The following is a 20716-nucleotide window of genomic DNA, read 5'->3' as shown; positions in this document are numbered from 1 at the left end:
TTGGGTTAAAAAACTAAAGGTTTAAAATCATTCAAGTTTTCATCAAATACAACAAATTTTGCGGGAAACCCCTTATCTATCTGACCAATTTCATCATCAATTCCCAATGCTTTTGCTGGACGAATCGTTGCCATTTTGATTGCCTCCTCCAATGAAACTCCTAAATGATGCACAGCATTTCTAACACAATCTGCCATCGAAACCGCCGCTCCTGCCAAATTTCCTTCCGAGTTTCGGTATTTCCCATTTTCTAAATACGCATCAAATTCTTCCCATTGAAATTGTTTAACTTTTTCTCCCACAAAAAGTGCATCTGAAATCAAGAAAAGTTTGTCTTTTTTTATTTTATAGGCAATGCGAGCTGCTGCATAATCACAATGAAAACCATCTAAAATAATAGGAGCATAAACATCAGTACTATCAAAAGTTGCTCCAACTACCCCAGGCTCACGATGCCCCATTTGGGTCATGGCATTATACAAATGTGTACAAAGCGTAATCCCATGATTATAAGCACTTTTTGCTTGTTTATAAGTAGCATTTGAATGACCCAGCGATATTTTTATGCCACTTTCGAGTAGCATCTCCAGTTGTTCCGTAGTAAAGTTTTCAGCAGCAACCGTCATAAGTTTAATAATACCTTTGCCATATTTGATGATTTCAGCTAACTCATCATTGGTTGGTTTTCTGATATAGGCTGCTAAATGAGCTCCACGTTTAGCAAGATTCAAAAAAGGACCTTCAAGGTGCATTCCGAGTACGCCAGCGTTTGGATTTTTCTCTAAAAAGCTACGAGTGGCTTCAATACCTTTCAAGATATTTTCGAGTGGAGAAGTAATGAGCGTAGGCAAAACGTGTGTCGTACCCAATTTCAGACTTGACTCATAAATATCTTGAATCGTTTCTTCGTTGGCATATTGGGTGAAGTAAAATTTTTCTCCTCCATTGATATGCGTATCAACAAATCCTGCGGAAATATGTTTGTTTTGGAGGTCGATTACTTCCGATGCCGATTGATTTTGACTAAGTCCTGAAATTATGCCATTTTCAATGACAATTGATTGATTCTCAAGTACTTCAGTGCCAGTATGAATAGTGGCGTTGATGATGACTGTTTGCATAAAAAAACTTGCTCAAAGATTATTGAGCAAGTTAGGGAAAATGTTTTAAAATATTTCTTTCAATTATTGCAACCACCAAATTCGGTTTTAAAAACCGCTCCACTATCAACCATAAATCCAGAATGAAGGGTAATACTTTTTCCTGCCCGATAAGTAACTTTAGCGGTATTGGTTATTTTATTGGCAGCAGCAATTGTGCCTATGATACGGTTTACTTCTTGAATAAGAATTCCATTTGTGTAATCATTAGTGGGGCTTTGCAAGATAATTTCTACTGGGCAAGGTGGCGGTGTTAATTTCCACAATTCATTTCCATATATTCCATCATCTGCCGAAAAATATAGTGCATCATTTACTTTTGTAAGGTTTTTAGGGGTAGAACTTTCGATGCCTTGACTCATATCATTGACCATTACAGTACCAATTGTAGTTCCATCACTTTTCCATAATTCTCTCCCATTTACACCATTATTGGCTACAAAATATAAAGTACCATTTAAATTGGTTAAATAGGTATCAAAGGGATACGTACCGTCAGATGAATTTGAGGTTCCAATATTAATATCTTTGACGAGCACCGTACCCGCTTCCGTGCCATTGCTTTTCCAAAGTTCCATTCCGTGTATTCCATCATCGGCATAGAAATATAACACTCCATTAACATCAACCAAATCACGAGGGTAAGAATTACCTGTTAGATTAATATTTTTAACTAATACAGTACCTGCTTCTGTGCCATCACTTTTCCAAAGCTCAACACCGCTTCCAGTTCCACCTTCTAATCCATTGTTAGAAACAAAAAATAATGTACCGTTGACATTTGTCAAAAAATAAGTATCATTTGAAAATGCACTGGGTATTGTTTTCACAGGAACTGTTCCTGCCTCTGTACCATCACTTTTCCAGATCTGATTATTAATTGTTGTCCAAAATAATGTACCATTAACGTTTATCATCTCTCTGGGAATTCCTCCAGTATCACGAACCAATAATGTTCCAGCCGATGTTCCATCACTTTTCCAAAGCCCAAGGAATCCAGTCTCAGGATTGGATGCAAGAAAATATAGGGTATTATTAAGGTTTGTCAAAAACTTTGGTTCAGAACTTCCACTCCCTGGCCAAATATCTTTAACCAAAACTGTTCCAGCAGGAGTTCCATCTGTTCTCCAGAGTTCAGTCCCTAAAACACCATTATCAGTAACACTAAGATACATAATGTTATTGATGCTTGCAAAATAACTTATTCTCGAATATTCGTTGTATCCATTGAAAAAATCTTTCACTAATTGAGTATTATTAGCCATACTTGACCAAAGTTCAAGACCAGTATTTCCATCATTTGCATTAAAGAAAAGATTATTATTAGCCGTACCAAGCATTGAAATATTTGAGTTACCAGCTCCAATATTTATATCTTTTACGAGAGTAGTTCCCACAGCTGTTCCATCACTTTTCCATAATTCTTGTCCTACTTTTCCATCATTGGCTGATAGATACAAAATGTTGTTAACATTTATCAAATTTGAAGGTGTTGAACTTTCTACATTTATGTCTTTAATAATTAAAGTACTTTCCTCTTTACCATTACTTTTCCAAAGTTCATAGCCATTTATTCCGTTATTGGCACTAAAAAACAATGTATTTCCTAAAGCAAAAAGCTTTGGCGAAAAATCATAAGCACTATTTGTCCCTTCATAAATATCTTTAATTAACGTTGTCCCAGCATTCGTACCATTACTTTTCCAGAGTTCATAACCATTGATTCCATTATTTGCCACAAAATATAAGGTACCATTCAAATCAACAAATCCTTTAGGTGAATTAATATAGCTATTATCATTTTCATAGATATCCTTTACCATCACTGTTCCTACAGCCGTACCATCACTTTTCCATAGCTCTACCCCATTTATGCCATTTGCTGCAGAAAAAAACAACGTACTATTCACCTTTGTAATATCTCGTGGATAAGAAGAATTACTTCCTACCGCAATATCTTTGACCATCACTGTTCCTGCTTCAGTACCATCACTTCTCCATAATTCTTCCTGAAAATTACCATCATTTGCATAAAAATAAATGTTTCCATTCATGTTTATTAATCTATCAATAGCAGGATTTACACCATTATCGGCTCCTACATAAATGTCTTTCACCATAACAGTACCTAAGTCGGTTCCATTTGTTTTCCAAACTTCAGAGCCATTTATTCCATTATTTGCAGTAAAATATAAGGTATTATCAATACTTACAAAATTATTTGGGTAGTATAAGCTATGACTACTATTTGGCCCCGTATATATATCTTTGACCATAACTGTTCCTGCTTCAGTACCATCGCTTTTCCAAAGTTCGTACCCATATAAATTGTGATAAGCGAAAAAGTAAAGTACACCATTATGATTAAATAAGTTTTCTGGAGCAGATCCTCCACGACCTGACAAAATATTCTTTATCATGACAGTTCCGGCCTCTGTTCCATCACTTTTCCATAGCTCAGTGCCATTTATTTCATCTCCAGCAGTGAAAAACAAAGTTCCGTTGACATTGGTAAGAAATTTTGGATACGAATAGAATTCATTATAAATATCTTTAACTAAAACTGTTCCAGCATCAGTACCATCACTTTTCCACAAATCATAGCCAGAACCTATATTAGCACTAAAATAAAGAGTTCCATTGATATTTGTAAAATTTGTAGGATTAGAACTATTTAAACCTTGATTAATATCTTTTACTAATTTAGTTCCTAACAATGTGCCATCACTTCTATATAACTCCATTCCAAATTTCTGATTAGTCGCTGAGAAATATAAAATTCCATTAATATTGATAAAATTTGTAGGTGAAGATGATGGCAGAAAATTACTATTAATATCCTTTACTAATTGGAGAGTTTGTGATATTGCAAAAAATGGAATAAGACAAATTATCAAGATATGTAATAAAACTGCTTTAGGTATTGCTATATAATTGATGTTATAAAGTTTATTTTGAATCATGATTGAGTTTGAGTAATTATTTGTCTTTTTTAAAGCATTAAATTTGATGATTTTTTATGCTTTTTTAAGCTTTTTATTCAACTTTTTTTTAGCCATTATTTATAGTCGAATATTACATAGCAATAGTTAGCAATTCAAATCTAATGAGTATTACCTCTTGAAATTATCTTTCCAATATGTTCACGTATCTAATAACCGTTCTTTAATTTTACCGTTTTCACCAAGGTATTGATAATCAGCAATGTAGTAAACTTTTTTAGTATCAATTGAAGAGATTTGAAAGTTTGATTGTTGTTTCTATGATAAAAAAAATCTTCCTCCCCTTGTCCTGATAAGAAAAGGAGAGGAAGGAGATACTAATTTCAAAAAATATTAAACTTTGGCTTAAATATCTTGAAAACTTAGATAGAATTATTGATAATCTAATTACAGCCTTGAATCTTAGCATTAAACACACTTCCTGCGGTTATACTAAAACCGGGTTGCATAATGATAGATTTACCCGCCTGATATAAAACATTCGGCTTAGGAATAACAGAAGTTTCTCCAATGATACTATTTGAAGTGATTGATTCTGTAACTTGAAATTTAACACTCCCAGTTGAAACATTATCAGCATTTGTTAATATAGCGGAAGTTGTTCCAACTGTTACAACAACAGTACTACTTCCTCCTGCCGAACAAGTTGCAGTATAAGATCCTGTTACAGTTGGTGTAATTGTTAGAACATTACCTGTTATTCCACCAGTCCATGTAATCATGCTTGAACAACCTGTTGCAGTAAGTGTTAATTGCGTATTCGGGCAAACAAAAACTTTTGATGGTGAAATTTTAATTGAATTATTACAATTTGCTGTTATAGTTACAACTGTTGGCTGACTATTATTGCTCACGCATCCATTAATGGTACAATTTGCTGTAAAAGTAGTTGTCCCTGTAGGAGAAACTGAAATGGTACTTCCAGTTGCACCATTTGACCAAGTCACTAAACCTGAACAGCCACTTGCTGTAAGCGAAATACTTTGCCCAGAACAAATTGCAGGGGGATTTATTGGCGAAATGATTGGTGTTGGAGGTAAGGCTTCAACCGAAACAAAGGTCGTCGCTGTTGCACTACATCCATTTGTCAAAGAGCTTACTGTCACTGTATAAGTCCCTGCACTCGTGATAGTCGCTGTAGCTGAAGTTCCTAAATTATTTGACCATAAATAACTACCTCCTCCACTCGCTGTTCTACTCACACTCAAATTCGTACACGTCAAATTCGTTGTTCCTGTGATACTCGCTACTGGAGCTGTCCTATCAACCGAAACAAAGGTCGTCGCTGTTGCACTACATCCATTTGTCAAAGAGCTTACTGTCACTGTATAAGTCCCTGCACTCGTGATAGTCGCTGTAGCTGAAGTTCCTAAATTATTTGACCATAAATAACTACCTCCTCCACTCGCTGTTCTACTCACACTCAGATTCGTACACGTCAAATTCGTTGTTCCTGTGATACTCGCTACTGGTGCTGTCCTATCAACCGAAACAAAGGTCGTCGCTGTTGCACTACATCCATTTGTCAAAGAGCTTACTGTCACTGTATAAGTCCCTGCACTCGTGATAGTTGCCGTCGCTGAGGTTCCTAAATTATTTGACCATAAATAACTACCCCCGCCACTCGCTGTTCTACTCACACTCAGATTCGTACACGTCAAATTCGTTGTTCCTGTGATACTCGCTACTGGAGCTGTCCTATCAACCGAAACAAAGGTCGTCGCTGTTGCACTACATCCATTTGTCAAAGAGCTTACTGTCACTGTATAAGTCCCTGCACTCGTGATAGTCGCTGTCGCGGAAGTTCCTAAATTATTTGACCATAAATAACTACCTCCTCCACTCGCTGTTCTACTCACACTCAAATTCGTACACGTCAAATTCGTTGTTCCTGTGATACTCGCTACTGGTGCTGTCCTATCAACCGAAACAAAGGTCGTCGCTGTTGCACTACATCCATTTGTCAAAGAGCTTACTGTCACTGTATAAGTCCCTGCACTCGTGATAGTCGCTGTCGCGGAAGTTCCTAAATTATTTGACCATAAATAACTACCTCCTCCACTCGCTGTTCTACTCACACTCAAATTCGTACACGTCAAATTCGTTGTTCCTGTGATACTCGCTACTGGTGCTGTCCTATCAACCGAAACAAAGGTCGTCGCTGTTGCACTACATCCATTTGTCAAAGAGCTTACTGTCACTGTATAAGTCCCTGCACTCGTGATAGTTGCCGTCGCTGAGGTTCCTAAATTATTTGACCATAAATAACTACCCCCGCCACTCGCTGTTCTACTCACACTCAGATTCGTACACGTCAAATTCGTTGTTCCTGTGATACTCGCTACTGGAGCTGTCCTATCAACCGAAACAAAGGTCGTCGCTGTTGCACTACATCCATTTGTCAAAGAGCTTACTGTCACTGTATAAGTCCCTGCACTCGTGATAGTCGCTGTCGCGGAAGTTCCTAAATTATTTGACCATAAATAACTACCTCCTCCACTCGCTGTTCTACTCACACTCAAATTCGTACACGTCAAATTCGTTGTTCCTGTGATACTCGCTACTGGTGCTGTCCTATCAACCGAAACAAAGGTCGTCGCTGTTGCACTACATCCATTTGTCAAAGAGCTTACTGTCACTGTATAAGTCCCTGCACTCGTGATAGTCGCTGTCGCGGAAGTTCCTAAATTATTTGACCATAAATAACTACCTCCTCCACTCGCTGTTCTACTCACACTCAAATTCGTACACGTCAAATTCGTTGTTCCTGTGATACTCGCTACTGGTGCTGTTCTATCAACCGAAACAAAGGTCGTCGCTGTTGCACTACATCCATTTGTCAAAGAGCTTACTGTCACTGTATAAGTCCCTGCACTCGTGATAGTTGCCGTCGCTGAGGTTCCTAAATTATTTGACCATAAATAACTACCCCCGCCACTCGCTGTTCTACTCACACTCAGATTCGTACACGTCAAATTCGTTGTTCCTGTGATACTCGCTACTGGAGCTGTCCTATCAACCGAAACAAAGGTCGTCGCTGTTGCACTACATCCATTTGTCAAAGAGCTTACTGTCACTGTATAAGTCCCTGCACTCGTGATAGTCGCTGTCGCGGAAGTTCCTAAATTATTTGACCATAAATAACTACCTCCTCCACTCGCTGTTCTACTCACACTCAAATTCGTACACGTCAAATTCGTTGTTCCTGTGATACTCGCCACTGGTGCTGTCCTATCAACCGAAACAAAGGTCGTCGCTGTTGCACTACATCCATTTGTCAAAGAGGTTACTGTCACTGTATAAGTCCCTGCACTCGTGATAGTCGCTGTCGCGGAAGTTCCTAAATTATTTGACCATAAATAACTACCTCCTCCACTCGCTGTTCTACTCACACTCAAATTCGTACACGTCAAATTCGTTGTTCCTGTGATACTCGCTACTGGTGCTGTCCTATCAACCGAAACAAAGGTCGTCGCTGTTGCACTACATCCATTTGTCAAAGAGCTTACTGTCACTGTATAAGTCCCTGCACTCGTGATAGTTGCCGTCGCTGAGGTTCCTAAATTATTTGACCATAAATAACTACCCCCGCCACTCGCTGTTCTACTCACACTCAGATTCGTACACGTCAAATTCGTTGTTCCTGTGATACTCGCTACTGGAGCTGTCCTATCAACCGAAACAAAGGTCGTCGCTGTTGCACTACATCCATTTGTCAAAGAGCTTACTGTCACTGTATAAGTCCCTGCACTCGTGATAGTCGCTGTCGCGGAAGTTCCTAAATTATTTGACCATAAATAACTACCTCCTCCACTCGCTGTTCTACTCACACTCAAATTCGTACACGTCAAATTCGTTGTTCCTGTGATACTCGCCACTGGTGCTGTCCTATCAACCGAAACAAAGGTCGTCGCTGTTGCACTACATCCATTTGTCAAAGAGGTTACTGTCACTGTATAAGTCCCTGCACTCGTGATAGTCGCTGTCGCGGAAGTTCCTAAATTATTTGACCATAAATAACTACCTCCTCCACTCGCTGTTCTACTCACACTCAAATTCGTACACGTCAAATTCGTTGTTCCTGTGATACTCGCTACTGGTGCTGTCCTATCAACCGAAACAAAGGTCGTCGCTGTTGCACTACATCCATTTGTCAAAGAGCTTACTGTCACTGTATAAGTCCCTGCACTCGTGATAGTCGCTGTCGCGGAAGTTCCTAAATTATTTGACCATAAATAACTACCTCCTCCACTCGCTGTTCTACTCACACTCAAATTCGTACACGTCAAATTCGTTGTTCCTGTGATACTCGCTACTGGTGCTGTTCTATCAACCGAAACAAAGGTCGTCGCTGTTGCACTACATCCATTTGTCAATGAAGTTACTGTCACTGTATAAGTCCCTGCACTCGTGATAGTCGCTGTAGCGGAAGTTCCTAAATTATTTGACCATAAATAACTACCCCCGCCACTCGCTGTTCTACTCACACTCAAATTCGTACACGTCAAATTCGTTGTTCCTGTGATACTCGCTACTGGTGGAATATTTACGGTAACTGTAACAGGTGTTCGAGTGCTTTCACAACCGTTTACAACACAACTCACATAAAATGTACTTGTTGAACCTAATTGTGGTGTTGTATAAGGATTTCCAACGAACTGACTTGTACCTCCTGTTGACGTTAAATACCAAGCAAAATTACCTCCAGTACAACCGGATGCTGTCAAAGTGGCTGTACTATTTATGCCACAGACGGATGTATCTGTTATGACGGGACTTGATTCACCATAAACAGTGACAATTATAGCATTATTTGTAGGCATACTACAGGTATTTGGTGTATTACAAGTAGCACTATAAGTACCAGAAGTTGTAACACTTATCATATCATTAGTTATCCCATTTGACCAAATAACGGTTCCATTACAATTACTAACTGATAATAAAACACTATTACCCAAACAAAAAGTAGTGGAACCTCCGGCAGAGATGGAAGGAATTGTAGATGGTTTTAAAGTAAACTGAACTGGATCACTCATCAACGAAGGAGAAGAGCTGATGATTCGGAATTTATAAATTGTATTAACACTTACATTTGGTAGTGTAACTGTCAATATACCACTTTTTGTTGCATTTTTCGTAAGCAAATTGGCGTTGACAATATTGTTATTTGCATCTAAAAGCTGAACGGTAAGTGTATTCTCTTCATTAAATGTTCCTTCGAGTGTATATGGTAAAATTAAATTTGTTTGCCCACACAAATCCGAGGGAATGGCTCCGATTGAAACGATATTAGTACCATAAGTAAAGTTTTTAATACCAACTGTACTCCATTTATTATCAACATCTTTGGCTCGAATCGCCAAAAAATGAGACCCAGGAGTAAGACCTGTCATATTGATAATCAAAGGGGTATTACTAAGGGTAGAGTTTGTAGAAATTGGAATCTCTGTCCCCAAATCATAACCAGGGTCAGTATCAATGTAATATTCTAAACGGGTTATATTTGGCAAATTAGCATTTGAAGGCAAAATATCTTTGTAAAAAGGTCGAATTACGACGATACTCCAGCCTCCATTAGCATCTTTGGCTCTTATGGTAAGATTATGCCATCCTGTAACTAATGAATTATCCAAAGGCATTGTCACTACCAAATTATTAATTGATACACCTGCAGTTATCGGAATGTTTGTACCATTTTCATAACCAGGGTCATTGTCAATAAAATACTCCAGTTTTACAATATCTGGTAAAACATTAATACTTGGTAAAGCCTCTTTCCAAAATGGTCTTACTATTGTCCAAGCCCAATGATCATTGGCATCTTTAGCTCTTATAGAAAGATTGTGTAAGCCATCGGCAAACGACGCCTGAATTGGTATAATAATATTAAGGTCATTAATAGCAGAAGAAGCGGTTATAGGTACATCAATACCATTGTTAAAACCAGGGTCATTATCAATAAAATATTCAATCTTTGTAATATTTACTGCAAGATTTTCACATTCTGAAACTGTGAGCGTAATGCCGCTACTATTTGCACTTGGACAACCATCCTTCGTACAAGTAGCTGTATAAGTAGTTGTGGTCATTGGGGTTATCCTTTGCGTTTGCCCAACAAATCCATTACTCCAATTAATTACTCCACCAATACAGTTATAGGCACTCAAACTAATGCTTGTTCCTTTACAAATTATTTGACTTTGTCCGTAAAGAGTTGGTGCATTTGGAATTGGCACTACTTGGATTTGTAGAATATTGACACTATTTCCAGTACAACCATTATCTGTACAAGTGGCAGAATATGTACCTGTGACACTCGGTGAAACTGTAATAGTTGAGGTTGTGCTACCATTACTCCATAAAATATTACCTCCGCAGCCAGATGCTGTGAGGGACGTTGACTGACCATTGCATATCTTCGCATTCAAAGCAGTCAAAGTCATGGCGTTTGAAGTAGTATTACTAACATTTACAGAAAAAGTATTACTTGCTACACTTACACAACCACCTGATGCACAAGTAGCCGAATAAGTTCCTGATGCCGTTGCTATAAAGTTTAATGAACTTCCCGTTTGTCCATTATTCCATGTAATAACTCCTGCACATCCGTTTGCTGAGAGTGAAACATTCGAATTTGGACAAACAACCGAATTCGGCCCTGTAATGGTTGGTATTGCTAAAGCTGCATTTACAGTAATGATTGCTGATGAGCTACTATTTCCACTGGTACAACCCCCAATGGTACAAGTTGCGGTATAAGTAGTGGTTGTGGTTGGTGCTACTATAACAGCACCACCAGTGCTTCCATCGCTCCATGTAACTAAGCCACCGCAATTACTTGATTCAAGGGTAACTTTTTGACCGTTACAAATTGTTTGATTCTGCGTAATAACTGTTGGTGGATTTGGCGTATTAGTAACATTAACTTTTACAGAATTTAAAGTAAATAAACAGCCATTTTGTGCAATTACAACACTGTAATTACCTGTTTGCGTAGCTGAATATGTATTTGAACTTGCATTAAAAATATCTTGCCCATTGAGCCGCCATTGATAAGTATAACCCGTAGGAACACTTAGATTTATTGGCACTCCTACACAAGTATTTTGCTCCGCTGCAGGCGAAATCGCCACTGCGAATGGATTCATACAAGAAACAAATTCTCTCAAACCTACTGTGCTCCATTTATTATTTATATCTCTGGCACGAATTTCTAATAGGTGCTTACCATTCTGTAGGCCTGTCAAATCTGCCGTAAAGCTGATATTTGATAAGCTCGAATTGGGTGTAATTGGTACATTGATTCCATTCCCGAAGCCTGGGTCAGTATCAATAAAATATTCAACTCGATTGATATTTGGCAAAATTGCCAGTGTACTTGTATTTTCTTTGTAAAATGGTCTGACAACTGCAGTACTCCACTTGCCTTTATTGTCCTTAAATCTAACAGTAACAGTATGAATACCATTGGGTAATGAATTTGATAATGGCACACTAAATGACAAATCATTTACAGTCGTTCCTGCTGTAAAATTGACCGCAGTACCATTTCCAACACCAGGGTCATTATCAAAAAAATATTCTAAGTTGCTAATAGCCGATAGTGGTATAGAAGACTGAATATTTTCTTTTAAAAAAGCTCGATTTGTGACAATACTCCATTTGTTATTGGCATTTTTTGCTCTCACTGAAAAAGTATGAATACCAGGCGAAACATTGTCTGGTAGAGGTATGGTAAACGATAAATTACTAATACTTGTAGCTGGCGTAAAAGTAAGGGCAGTACCATTGCTCACGCCAGGGTCTTCATCTAAGAAATATTCCATATAAGTGATATTGGGCAATGGAATATTAGAAGGTATTTCTTCTTTCAAAAATGGGCGAGAAATACAACGTGTCCAACCATTACGGGCATCTTTTACACGTACACTTAGGTAATGAAAACCGATAGGTAAAGAAGGTAAAGGCGTAACAAAGCCGAGATTTGACACAGAAGTGCCTTGTGTGAAAGGCACATCAACGCCATTCCCAACACCTGGGTCAAGATTAAAAAAATATTCAATCTTTGTGATGTCTATGGGAGGGGCAGTATTGGTAATCCTCTCTTTAACAAACAAACTATTAGCTACCCAAGACCATTGGTTATTGCTATCTTTAGCCCTTACACTGATACGATGAATACCATCCTTAAGGTTTATTGACGAGAGTGAAACAGGGAAAGTTTGCGTGACAACATTGCCCGTTGTAATTGAAACTGCCGTGCCATTCCCTACACCAGGGTCATTATCAATAAAGTATTCGACACTATTTATAGTCTGGGCAGATGCTTTACCCATGACAAATAGCCATAGGAAAGCCATACTTACCCATAAGATTGAGAAGTTTTTCATGTTTGGTAATTAGTTAGGTAAAAAATAATTTTAAACCTTATTACTAATTAGCTGATCTTACACTGATCGTTACACTGAGTGGCGTTGCTGTGGTACCCGAACCTGTATTGGTAAAAGTAGTAATAACTGGCACATTTGGTACACCAGATAGCACATAAGGATTATTACCAGCAAAAACACCAATGGGTGTGCTTCCTGGACCAACTGTCTTGGCAGGAGAACTCGTAGCCAATTGTAGGTTAGCATCATTGCTATAAGGACTCCAAGGGTTTCCTACCGTAAAAATTAAATTGGGATTGGCACTATTAACATTACCACCACCCACTGGTAAACCTGCCACATTTGTACAAAGATTATTAGATACTGTGGTGCCATTTGAATTTGCTCCCATTACTAAATACCCAAGAGTACGGTCACGTGCATCGAAAATATTATTTGTAACTGTACTGCCATCTACATCATTGAGAATGCTACCACCGTTACAATAAAAGGTATTATAGTTAATCACTGCACCAGAAAACGAATTAATATATACGGCACCGGCTCTATTATTAAAAATATTATTTGTTATAATGCAATTGATTGCTTGTCCACCTGCAACACCACTTCCAGAAATCCCAGATTCAAATCTGTTATTTGTAATAGTAGCATAGTTACCTTGTGAATAAATCCCACCTAATAATGTACCAGATTGACCCAAACCGAGACTATTCATTGTACATCGGGTAATTGTACAGTTTATGTCGTAAATACCCACACCACCTATAGACATCCCCATTACTAAACTTCCTGCACTCCCATTGTCAAAACTTAAGTTCCCCAGTGAAACTCCTCTTTTATCAAATGAAGTATTAGGTGTATTCCCTAAATCATACCCAGTGCCAATGATAGTTACTCGTCTATTGAGAGTGACATTACCATAGCTACCAGCGTCAACATCAGTAGGTTCAACATAAATAATATCGCCAGCTCCTGAGGCATCATGAGCAGCTTGTACTGAGGTATAAATCGAAGGGTCATTCAGGCCTGGGGTCTTGTTTACACGGCGAACAGTTTGAGCAAAAACTGAGGTACCAACAATGGCACAAAAACAAAAAGTCACAAACACACGAAGAATGAAGGTAGATATTTTTTTCATGTTATTTTAGGGAGTTAAATTTTAATAAGTAAATATTTTCAAATATTCTTTACTGCTTTGCGGTTGAGTTTATAAAAAAATAAAATTAATATACTATTAGTGATAGAGGCTAAAGCAACTTGCAAGCATATACAAATCTTTAAATGTCAAATAAATTGCTTAAAGGAATGAATGCCTAATCATTTTTATTAAACGGTACCATTTTTATTATACGGTACTTTTTGTTGTATTTGTAGCCTGATTACAACATTTTTTAGCACAACGCAATTATTATTTATTATACAACCTTTACAAAAACGATTGGCAAAGCTTACATCCATTTTAAAAAAAATAAGCCAATTAATCTGATGTATCAATCATTGTCTTACATTTAATCGAATAGTTTCTACAACCAAAACTTTACCCAAAATCACTTCATCTTTAGAGCAAAGCCAATAGAAGAAAGCATTGCAAAAAGGTATAAGGCTAAAGTTTTTTTAATCTTTACTTGATTAAATGACATACAATCATTGAACAGACATTCGAAAAGTCAATTACATCCTACAATTTCTGCTTTAAATATTGCCCCCGATTGAATTTGAAAAGTTGGATTGAGCAAAACACTCTTTCCTGCACGATAGCTTGTAATTATTCCCGTATTGATAGTTTGAGTAGAAGTAATTGACTGACCTGCTTGAATGATGCCATTGGTAGCAATGCCTGAGAGCTCTTGTGTAGCAGGTACACTCGTAATTATGACTTGTGAGCTTGGTGTACTAGCACCACATAGATTTGTACAACTTGCCGAATATGTTCCTGACAAATTGACTGTCAATGTAGAACCAGTTGAACCATTCGACCAAACGATGGTATCACTACAGCCACTTGCAATCAAATTGATACTACCATTTGGACAAAGCGTTTGCGTTCCTGAAAGATTTAAGGTAGGAGCATTTAGAGTAGAACAAATATTTACTAAATAATCTTCTGCTTCTCCGTAACCATAACTTCCGCATGGTTCTGTTGGGGTTGAGAAAAAATTTGAAACAATTCTTAATTTAGTACCATTGACCGATGACATACTTGCAGGAATTGTAAAACTTCCTGTTTGTGTACCAAACGCTGAGACATTTGTTGAAAATAACTTTATGGATGTTCCATTATTTGCCCAATCTAACCAAATTGATACCTGAATACCATTGAAATTACCCAAATAATTTAAGGTAAAGTTATAGCTTTTCCCTGCCTCTAAATTTATTATAGGACTTGGAAAGGCAGCATAAGCATTAGGTGAGCAACCTGAATTAGAACTTAATACGGTACTTCCAATTGTAACGCCATTTATTCCTATTCCAAAACTATTACAACCAACAGAATAGGTTGGTGTACAGGCAGTTGAGAAAGTTGGCAAACATTCATAAGGTAATTCACAAAAAGCTGTATAAGTCGGGCTTGTTCGTGGAATAGTACGTTGCGAACCTGCGAATCCATCTGACCATTTTATTGTACCGGGACATCCTTTTGCGGAAAGCATAATCGTGGTATTTGATGTATCGGCCATAATAATAGGCGGCATGATATACCGACAAGCTCCCGAAGTATTACTTATTCGTAAACTAACGGGCGTTGAAATAACCTCTGCATTACTTGGGTCTTTTATTTTTAACTTTGCAAGATAGTTACCCTCATTCGGAAATAGTGTACTAAAGTCTGTATTAGCATTCATCCAGCCTGTCTCATAAATTCCGTCATTGTTAGTATCCCATTGAACTTGGCAGTTATTTATACCATCATTCACATCGGAAGAAGCACTGGATTTCATTAAAACCGTTGCATCTTTTTTTGGTGAATGCTCAATCGTCTCTATGTATGGTTTTGGTGCTTGATTTGAGCCATTTTGAAGTACAGCTAAATTTACTTTTGCGTCATTGATATTCCCTTGTTTATCAAGTATGACAACTTGATATTCTTTTGTAGAAGATAAGTCATAATAAGGAATAACAAACTGAGAAGAAATATCTTTGGAATTTAGTTTCATCTCACTAACTGTATTTCCATCAAATCTTAAAGTAGCAGAAGCCAAAGTATCGCTGTCTGAGGCCGTAAATGATATTGTAAGCTGTCCATTATTTAAAGATACGGGAGAAGTTGTAGTTATATTTACAATAGGATTTGAGGTAATTCTATTATTTCTATTAAACTTTTGACTGGTATTCAAATATAAAGCACCTGCATATTCAAGACGTGTGTGTTCGTCGGGATAAAGAGATGGATATACACTTCCACGAATGCCTCGAAGTCCGTTATACATAACATTTCCATTGCGATTTCCATCATTTCGATAATCATGAGGCAAACCAAAAGCATGGCCTAATTCATGACAAACAGCTCCCATCAACGAAGAAGCAACCCCACTAAAAGTTGAACCTTCAGCCAATGAATAAGTTGTTTCATAGACCATTGGATAAGGGCCAAGACTCGGTACAATTTGTCCGTTATAAGGAGTATTATCAGTTAAGCGAGTATAAAAAGATAAATGGTCGCTTCCAACAGTACAAACTCCCCCAGAAGACCCACTTCCACCCCCTCCGAGAGCGTTTGTTCCTAATATTGTTCCATTAGGATTCATTAAATGACTTTCAGTATATAAAAGCCAAACTTCATTTTGGGTCAATACGGTAAGTCCATTAGCATTTGCTTCCTCAATTGCATGTCCCAAAGCATCTTCATTAGAATTACCTCGCATATAGGTATCCGTTTTGCTTGTGTTCACAATATTTACTTTAGGTTTATTTGTATTTGGCTCACTTTCATACACAAAAGTTTTTTCACCAAAACCATTTAATTTCATTTGCTCTTTATACCAAGCTTGAGCAAACATTACCATGTATTGAATATTCTCAACTGCATTAGGTTGTGCGGTACGGTTTGATGGTATGATATATGCCACTCGAAGTCGTGGTGGAATAGTAGCGGCATTCGCATCAATGTTATATTTAGGTAGTTTTATATTTTCAATCGGAACACTACACGCTTGTCCTGATGGAAATATAAATTGGGGTTTAAAAGTTGTTTGCCCATACATATTACTATTAATTGAGAGCCAACAAATGATGAAGAAAATGGTATATTTTTGCATTGTCAAATATAGCGATTTCTGAGATATTTAATTACATCCCCCAATTTCAGCTTTAAATATTACACCTACTTGTGTCTGAAAAGTAGGATTGAGCAAAACACTTTTTCCTGCTTTATAACTTGTATTAATACCCGAATTGATTGTTTGGGTTGACGTAATAGTTTGACCTGCTTGTTTTACTCCATCGGTGGCTATGCCTGAAAGTGTCTGTGAAGCGGGTACACTCGTAACAATCACTTGTGTACTTGGGGTACTCGTTCCGCAAAGATTCGTGCAAGTAGCAGAGTAAGTGCCGGCTAAACTGACAGTAAGTGTGGAACCAGTAGAACCATTAGACCAATTAACCGTACCTGAACAAGCACTGGCAATAAGATTAATACTGGCACTTGGGCAAAGTGTTTGTGTTCCGGTAAGATTTAACGTAGGAGCATCAGGCGTGGCACCAATAGTTAATGTATTTGAGCTACAAATTTTATAGGTTGAAAACTTCATTAGGTAGCCTTGCCCCCAACCAATGTAGCCGACCATCCAGCCACTTTTTCCATCGGGTAGCATAAATAATTTTCTACCAATGGCTTGGGAAGTTATTTGGGAAGCATTAGTCGTAATATCTCGGGTGAATGTTGCTCCACCATCCGTTGTTGAAAGCATATTATAACCCATTGAACTATTTGAAGCAAGCATCCAACCTCTATTAGCATCAACAAATTGGATGCTTCTTATTGAATTATAAATATTTAATCCTGCAAATGATAAACTATTCCATGTTGAACCAGCATTAGTAGTTTTATGTGCATAGGGAGCCGAACCTTGTATTGATCCCCCTACCCAGCCTGTATTAGCATTTATGAATGATAATCCAAACATAAAGGCACCTGAAGCACTGCCCGATGAATAGGAAGACGTCCACGTAGTACCACCATTAACACTTTTACGAACAAAACTTTCCGAAAAATCTGATTTTCCTCCAGAAACATAACCTGTGTTAGCATCAATAAACTGCACTTTTGAATAATAATCGCTTGTTGAGGCGGTATTATCAATACTTATTGTCGTCCATGATGCTCCTCCATCAGTAGTTTTTAGTACAATATATTGTCCGCCTACAGCCCAACCAGTAGTTGAATTAATAAAGAAAACATCATACAGTGTATTCGTTGTATTACTCGTTATCTCTGTCCATGACGTACCACTGTTGGTTGTCCGAAGAATTTTTCCATTATTACCAACAGCTATGCCGTTATTGTTATCAGTAAAAAAAACTGAGGTAAGTGACGAGGTTATACCACTTGTTTGCTGTGTCCATGAAGTTCCAGCATTTACAGTTTTATAGATAATCCCAGCACCTCCTACTATCCATCCTTGCTCAGAATTCACAAAATACACGCCATTAATTGATTGATTTGTGGGAGATGTAAGTGATGTCCAAGCTCCATTTAATGAAGTTGTTGCTACTTGATAAACACCAGCTTGCGTTGGAATGTAGGTGGCGGCAGTTGCCCCAGTTAACTCTACACCATCTTTAAGCCACTGTATGGAAGCAGAACCAAAACCCGAAGCTGTAAGCGTAGAGCCAACACAAGTAACACCTGAAATCGTTGGTGTATTATGGACTGTTACAGTGATACTCGCCATTGAACTTTCACAGCCACTATCAACGCATTTTGCTTGATAAGTAGTAGTAGTAGTGGGTGAAACGGTAATAGCATTTGCGGTTGTAGCAGGAGCAATCCAAATGGCAGGAGAATTACACCCATTGGCATTAAGTGTGATACTTGAGCCAGTACAAATGGTAGCACCTCCATTTCCTGAAACACTGACACTTGGAGCCTGAACAGAAATAATAGTTTTTGTAGCAGATAAACACATTTGCTTTTCATACCTGCCTATCGCTGGATATGTACTTCCTGAAAATGAGTAGGTAATTGTTCCAGAATAAAAAGCAGTATTGGCATTAAAAGCGAAGAAATCTCCATTAAAATCTGTGGTATTTGGAGCAATTTCAATCTCTTCTTTTGTCCATGTATTTCCCCCGTCATTCGTAGAGTATAATTTTTTTTCAGATGTAAAATTATCACCTGTTAAAATCCAGCCTTTGTTTACATTAATAAATCTTGCATTATATAAGGATTCAAAAAAAGGCTTATTTACCCAAGTGGCTCCACCATCAGTTGTTTTATAAATATAACTTCCTCGAAAAAGCCATCCATTATTTGCATCAAACATTGAAATTTTAGGATAACTTGGCTCTGTAGGCATAGATTGTCCTGCAACAAGCGAAAGAGCAGTCCAAGTTGTACCAGCATTTACCGTTTTCCAAATTCCTAAATAACTTCCATTGGTCTTCCCTGTCGCAAAACCTATGGTATTAGTCACAAAAACCATATCATTTATACCCCCTATTGAAGTATTTGGGTCTGCTGCCGATACGATTGTCCAGGTGGTTCCTCCATCAGTTGTTTTTAAAGTCTCTTTAAAGTTATCCATAATGAAACCATTATTGGCATCAACAAATTGAATAAACCGCAAATTAGCTGTGGTAGGTGATGTAATACTTGTCCATGTAATACCACCATCAATTGTTTTCTTAATAACACCAGCATTTCCGACAGCAAACCCTGTTGTTGCATTCAAAAAATGGAAGGCTTTTAAACTATTATTATTTGAACTCAAAGTATTCCAGTTTTTTCCTCCATCGGTAGTTTTTAAAAAGCTATATTGATTAAGCAGCCAACCATTATTATCATCAATAAAAAACATGTCTAAAGCATTAGCAAGGTTTGGTGCACCAGTAACTGTCCATTTTCCGTCATTTCCAACAACTTTCACTTGATATGTCCCAGTAGTTATAGGCGTATATGTGTTTGCTGTTGCCCCTGCAATTACCTCTTCACTTTTCAACCATTGAATAGGGAATACTCCCTGTCCAGAAGCAGTAAGTGTAGTACCTAAACAATTACTTCCACTTATTGTTACCATTGGTACGAAAGTAAAATTGGCATAAGTTGAGGTACTTGTACAACCATTAACCGTACAACTAGCGGAATACGAACCATTTGATGCAATTGTCAATGCAGATGTTGTAGCACCATTACTCCATAAAAGTGACCCACTACATCCACTTGCTGTAAGTAAAAAGCTGCTACCTTGACACAATGTTTTACTACCCGAATTGAGCGTAGGTGTAGGAGCTGCATCATTAACAGTAATCGTTTTACTCACCGAACAAACACCTGATGTACTACAATTTGCTGTAATTGTTCCACTATTAGCAGTTGTTGTTGAACCGCCAGTTGTACCATTACTCCATGTAACAACGCCTGCACAACCTGTGGCTGTTAAAGTTGTAGATTGTCCATAACAAATATTAGTTGTACCACTGACTGTCATCGAATTGATACAGTTTTGTGAGCAACTTGCTCCAGCAATTGTACCTCCAAAAGCAGCTCCACAAGGTGGGTCTGTTGTAGCTCCCGAAACTGTATCAAATATTTGTTCTGTATAGTTATTAGGAGGGCTCGAAAGAGAACGATAAACTAATTCCCATATATTACTTGTAGAATTCCATCGGATAATATATGAACAATATATTACAGTACCATCACCACTGGAAAACACATAACTATTTTTCCCATTGTATATATTTGCAAGTGCATAAGTTCGATTGACAGTTCCACAAGATATATAACCTGAACTGGTATAACTACTTCCCGAAAGTGTTATTTGTGCATTTATTATGAATGGGAAAAGAAGAAAGAATAAAAGTTTTTTCATTATGGTTATAATTGGGCTTGAAGTTCTATAAGAATGTAAAATTGGCACCTACTTATTGCGTAAACAATACCACAATCGTGGTATTTTTAATTTTATCTTAAAGGCTTAAGAGAGCTAATAATTAATCATCA

General features: G+C 37.6%; 6 protein-coding genes. All 6 read right to left on the bottom strand.

All coding sequences use genetic code 11. The annotated features are described in order from the left end of the window. Nucleotides 1-5 precede the first annotated feature (5 nt). The gene (nagA, locus tag ACQUQZ_RS06180; RefSeq protein ID WP_435353924.1) at nt 6-1121 is read right to left on the bottom strand and encodes an N-acetylglucosamine-6-phosphate deacetylase; all 1116 of its coding nucleotides are present in this window, start codon (nt 1119-1121) and stop codon (nt 6-8) included. A 59-nt stretch (nt 1122-1180) separates the two neighbouring features. Next, on the bottom strand, nt 1181-4123 hold the full coding sequence (locus ACQUQZ_RS06175) for an ELWxxDGT repeat protein (RefSeq protein WP_435353923.1): 2943 nt from the start codon (nt 4121-4123) through the stop codon (nt 1181-1183). Nucleotides 4124-4545: 422 nt separating this feature from the next. Next, nucleotides 4546-12555, bottom strand: coding sequence for a beta strand repeat-containing protein (locus ACQUQZ_RS06170; protein ID WP_435353921.1), 8010 nt, complete (start codon nt 12553-12555; stop codon nt 4546-4548). Nucleotides 12556-12598: 43 nt separating this feature from the next. Then, a complete protein-coding gene (locus ACQUQZ_RS06165) occupies nt 12599-13693 on the bottom strand; it encodes a right-handed parallel beta-helix repeat-containing protein (RefSeq protein WP_435353920.1) in 1095 nt (364 codons plus the stop codon). A gap of 529 nt (nt 13694-14222) precedes the next feature. After that, nucleotides 14223-16811: a 3-coathanger stack domain-containing protein gene (locus tag ACQUQZ_RS06160; RefSeq protein WP_435353919.1), complete on the bottom strand. Its 2589-nt coding sequence runs from the start codon at nt 16809-16811 to the stop codon at nt 14223-14225. Between the two features lie 27 nt (nt 16812-16838). Beyond that, nucleotides 16839-20585 carry a WD40/YVTN/BNR-like repeat-containing protein gene (locus ACQUQZ_RS06155; protein WP_435353917.1) on the bottom strand — a complete coding sequence of 1249 codons (3747 nt, stop codon included), beginning with the start codon at nt 20583-20585 and terminating at the stop codon, nt 16839-16841. Between the last annotated feature and the right edge of the window lie 131 nt (nt 20586-20716).

Origin of the sequence: Emticicia sp. SJ17W-69 (assembly GCF_051209875.1) — a bacterium.
GTDB lineage: Bacteria > Bacteroidota > Bacteroidia > Cytophagales > Spirosomataceae > Emticicia.
This window is presented reverse-complemented; position numbering and strand designations above follow the sequence as displayed.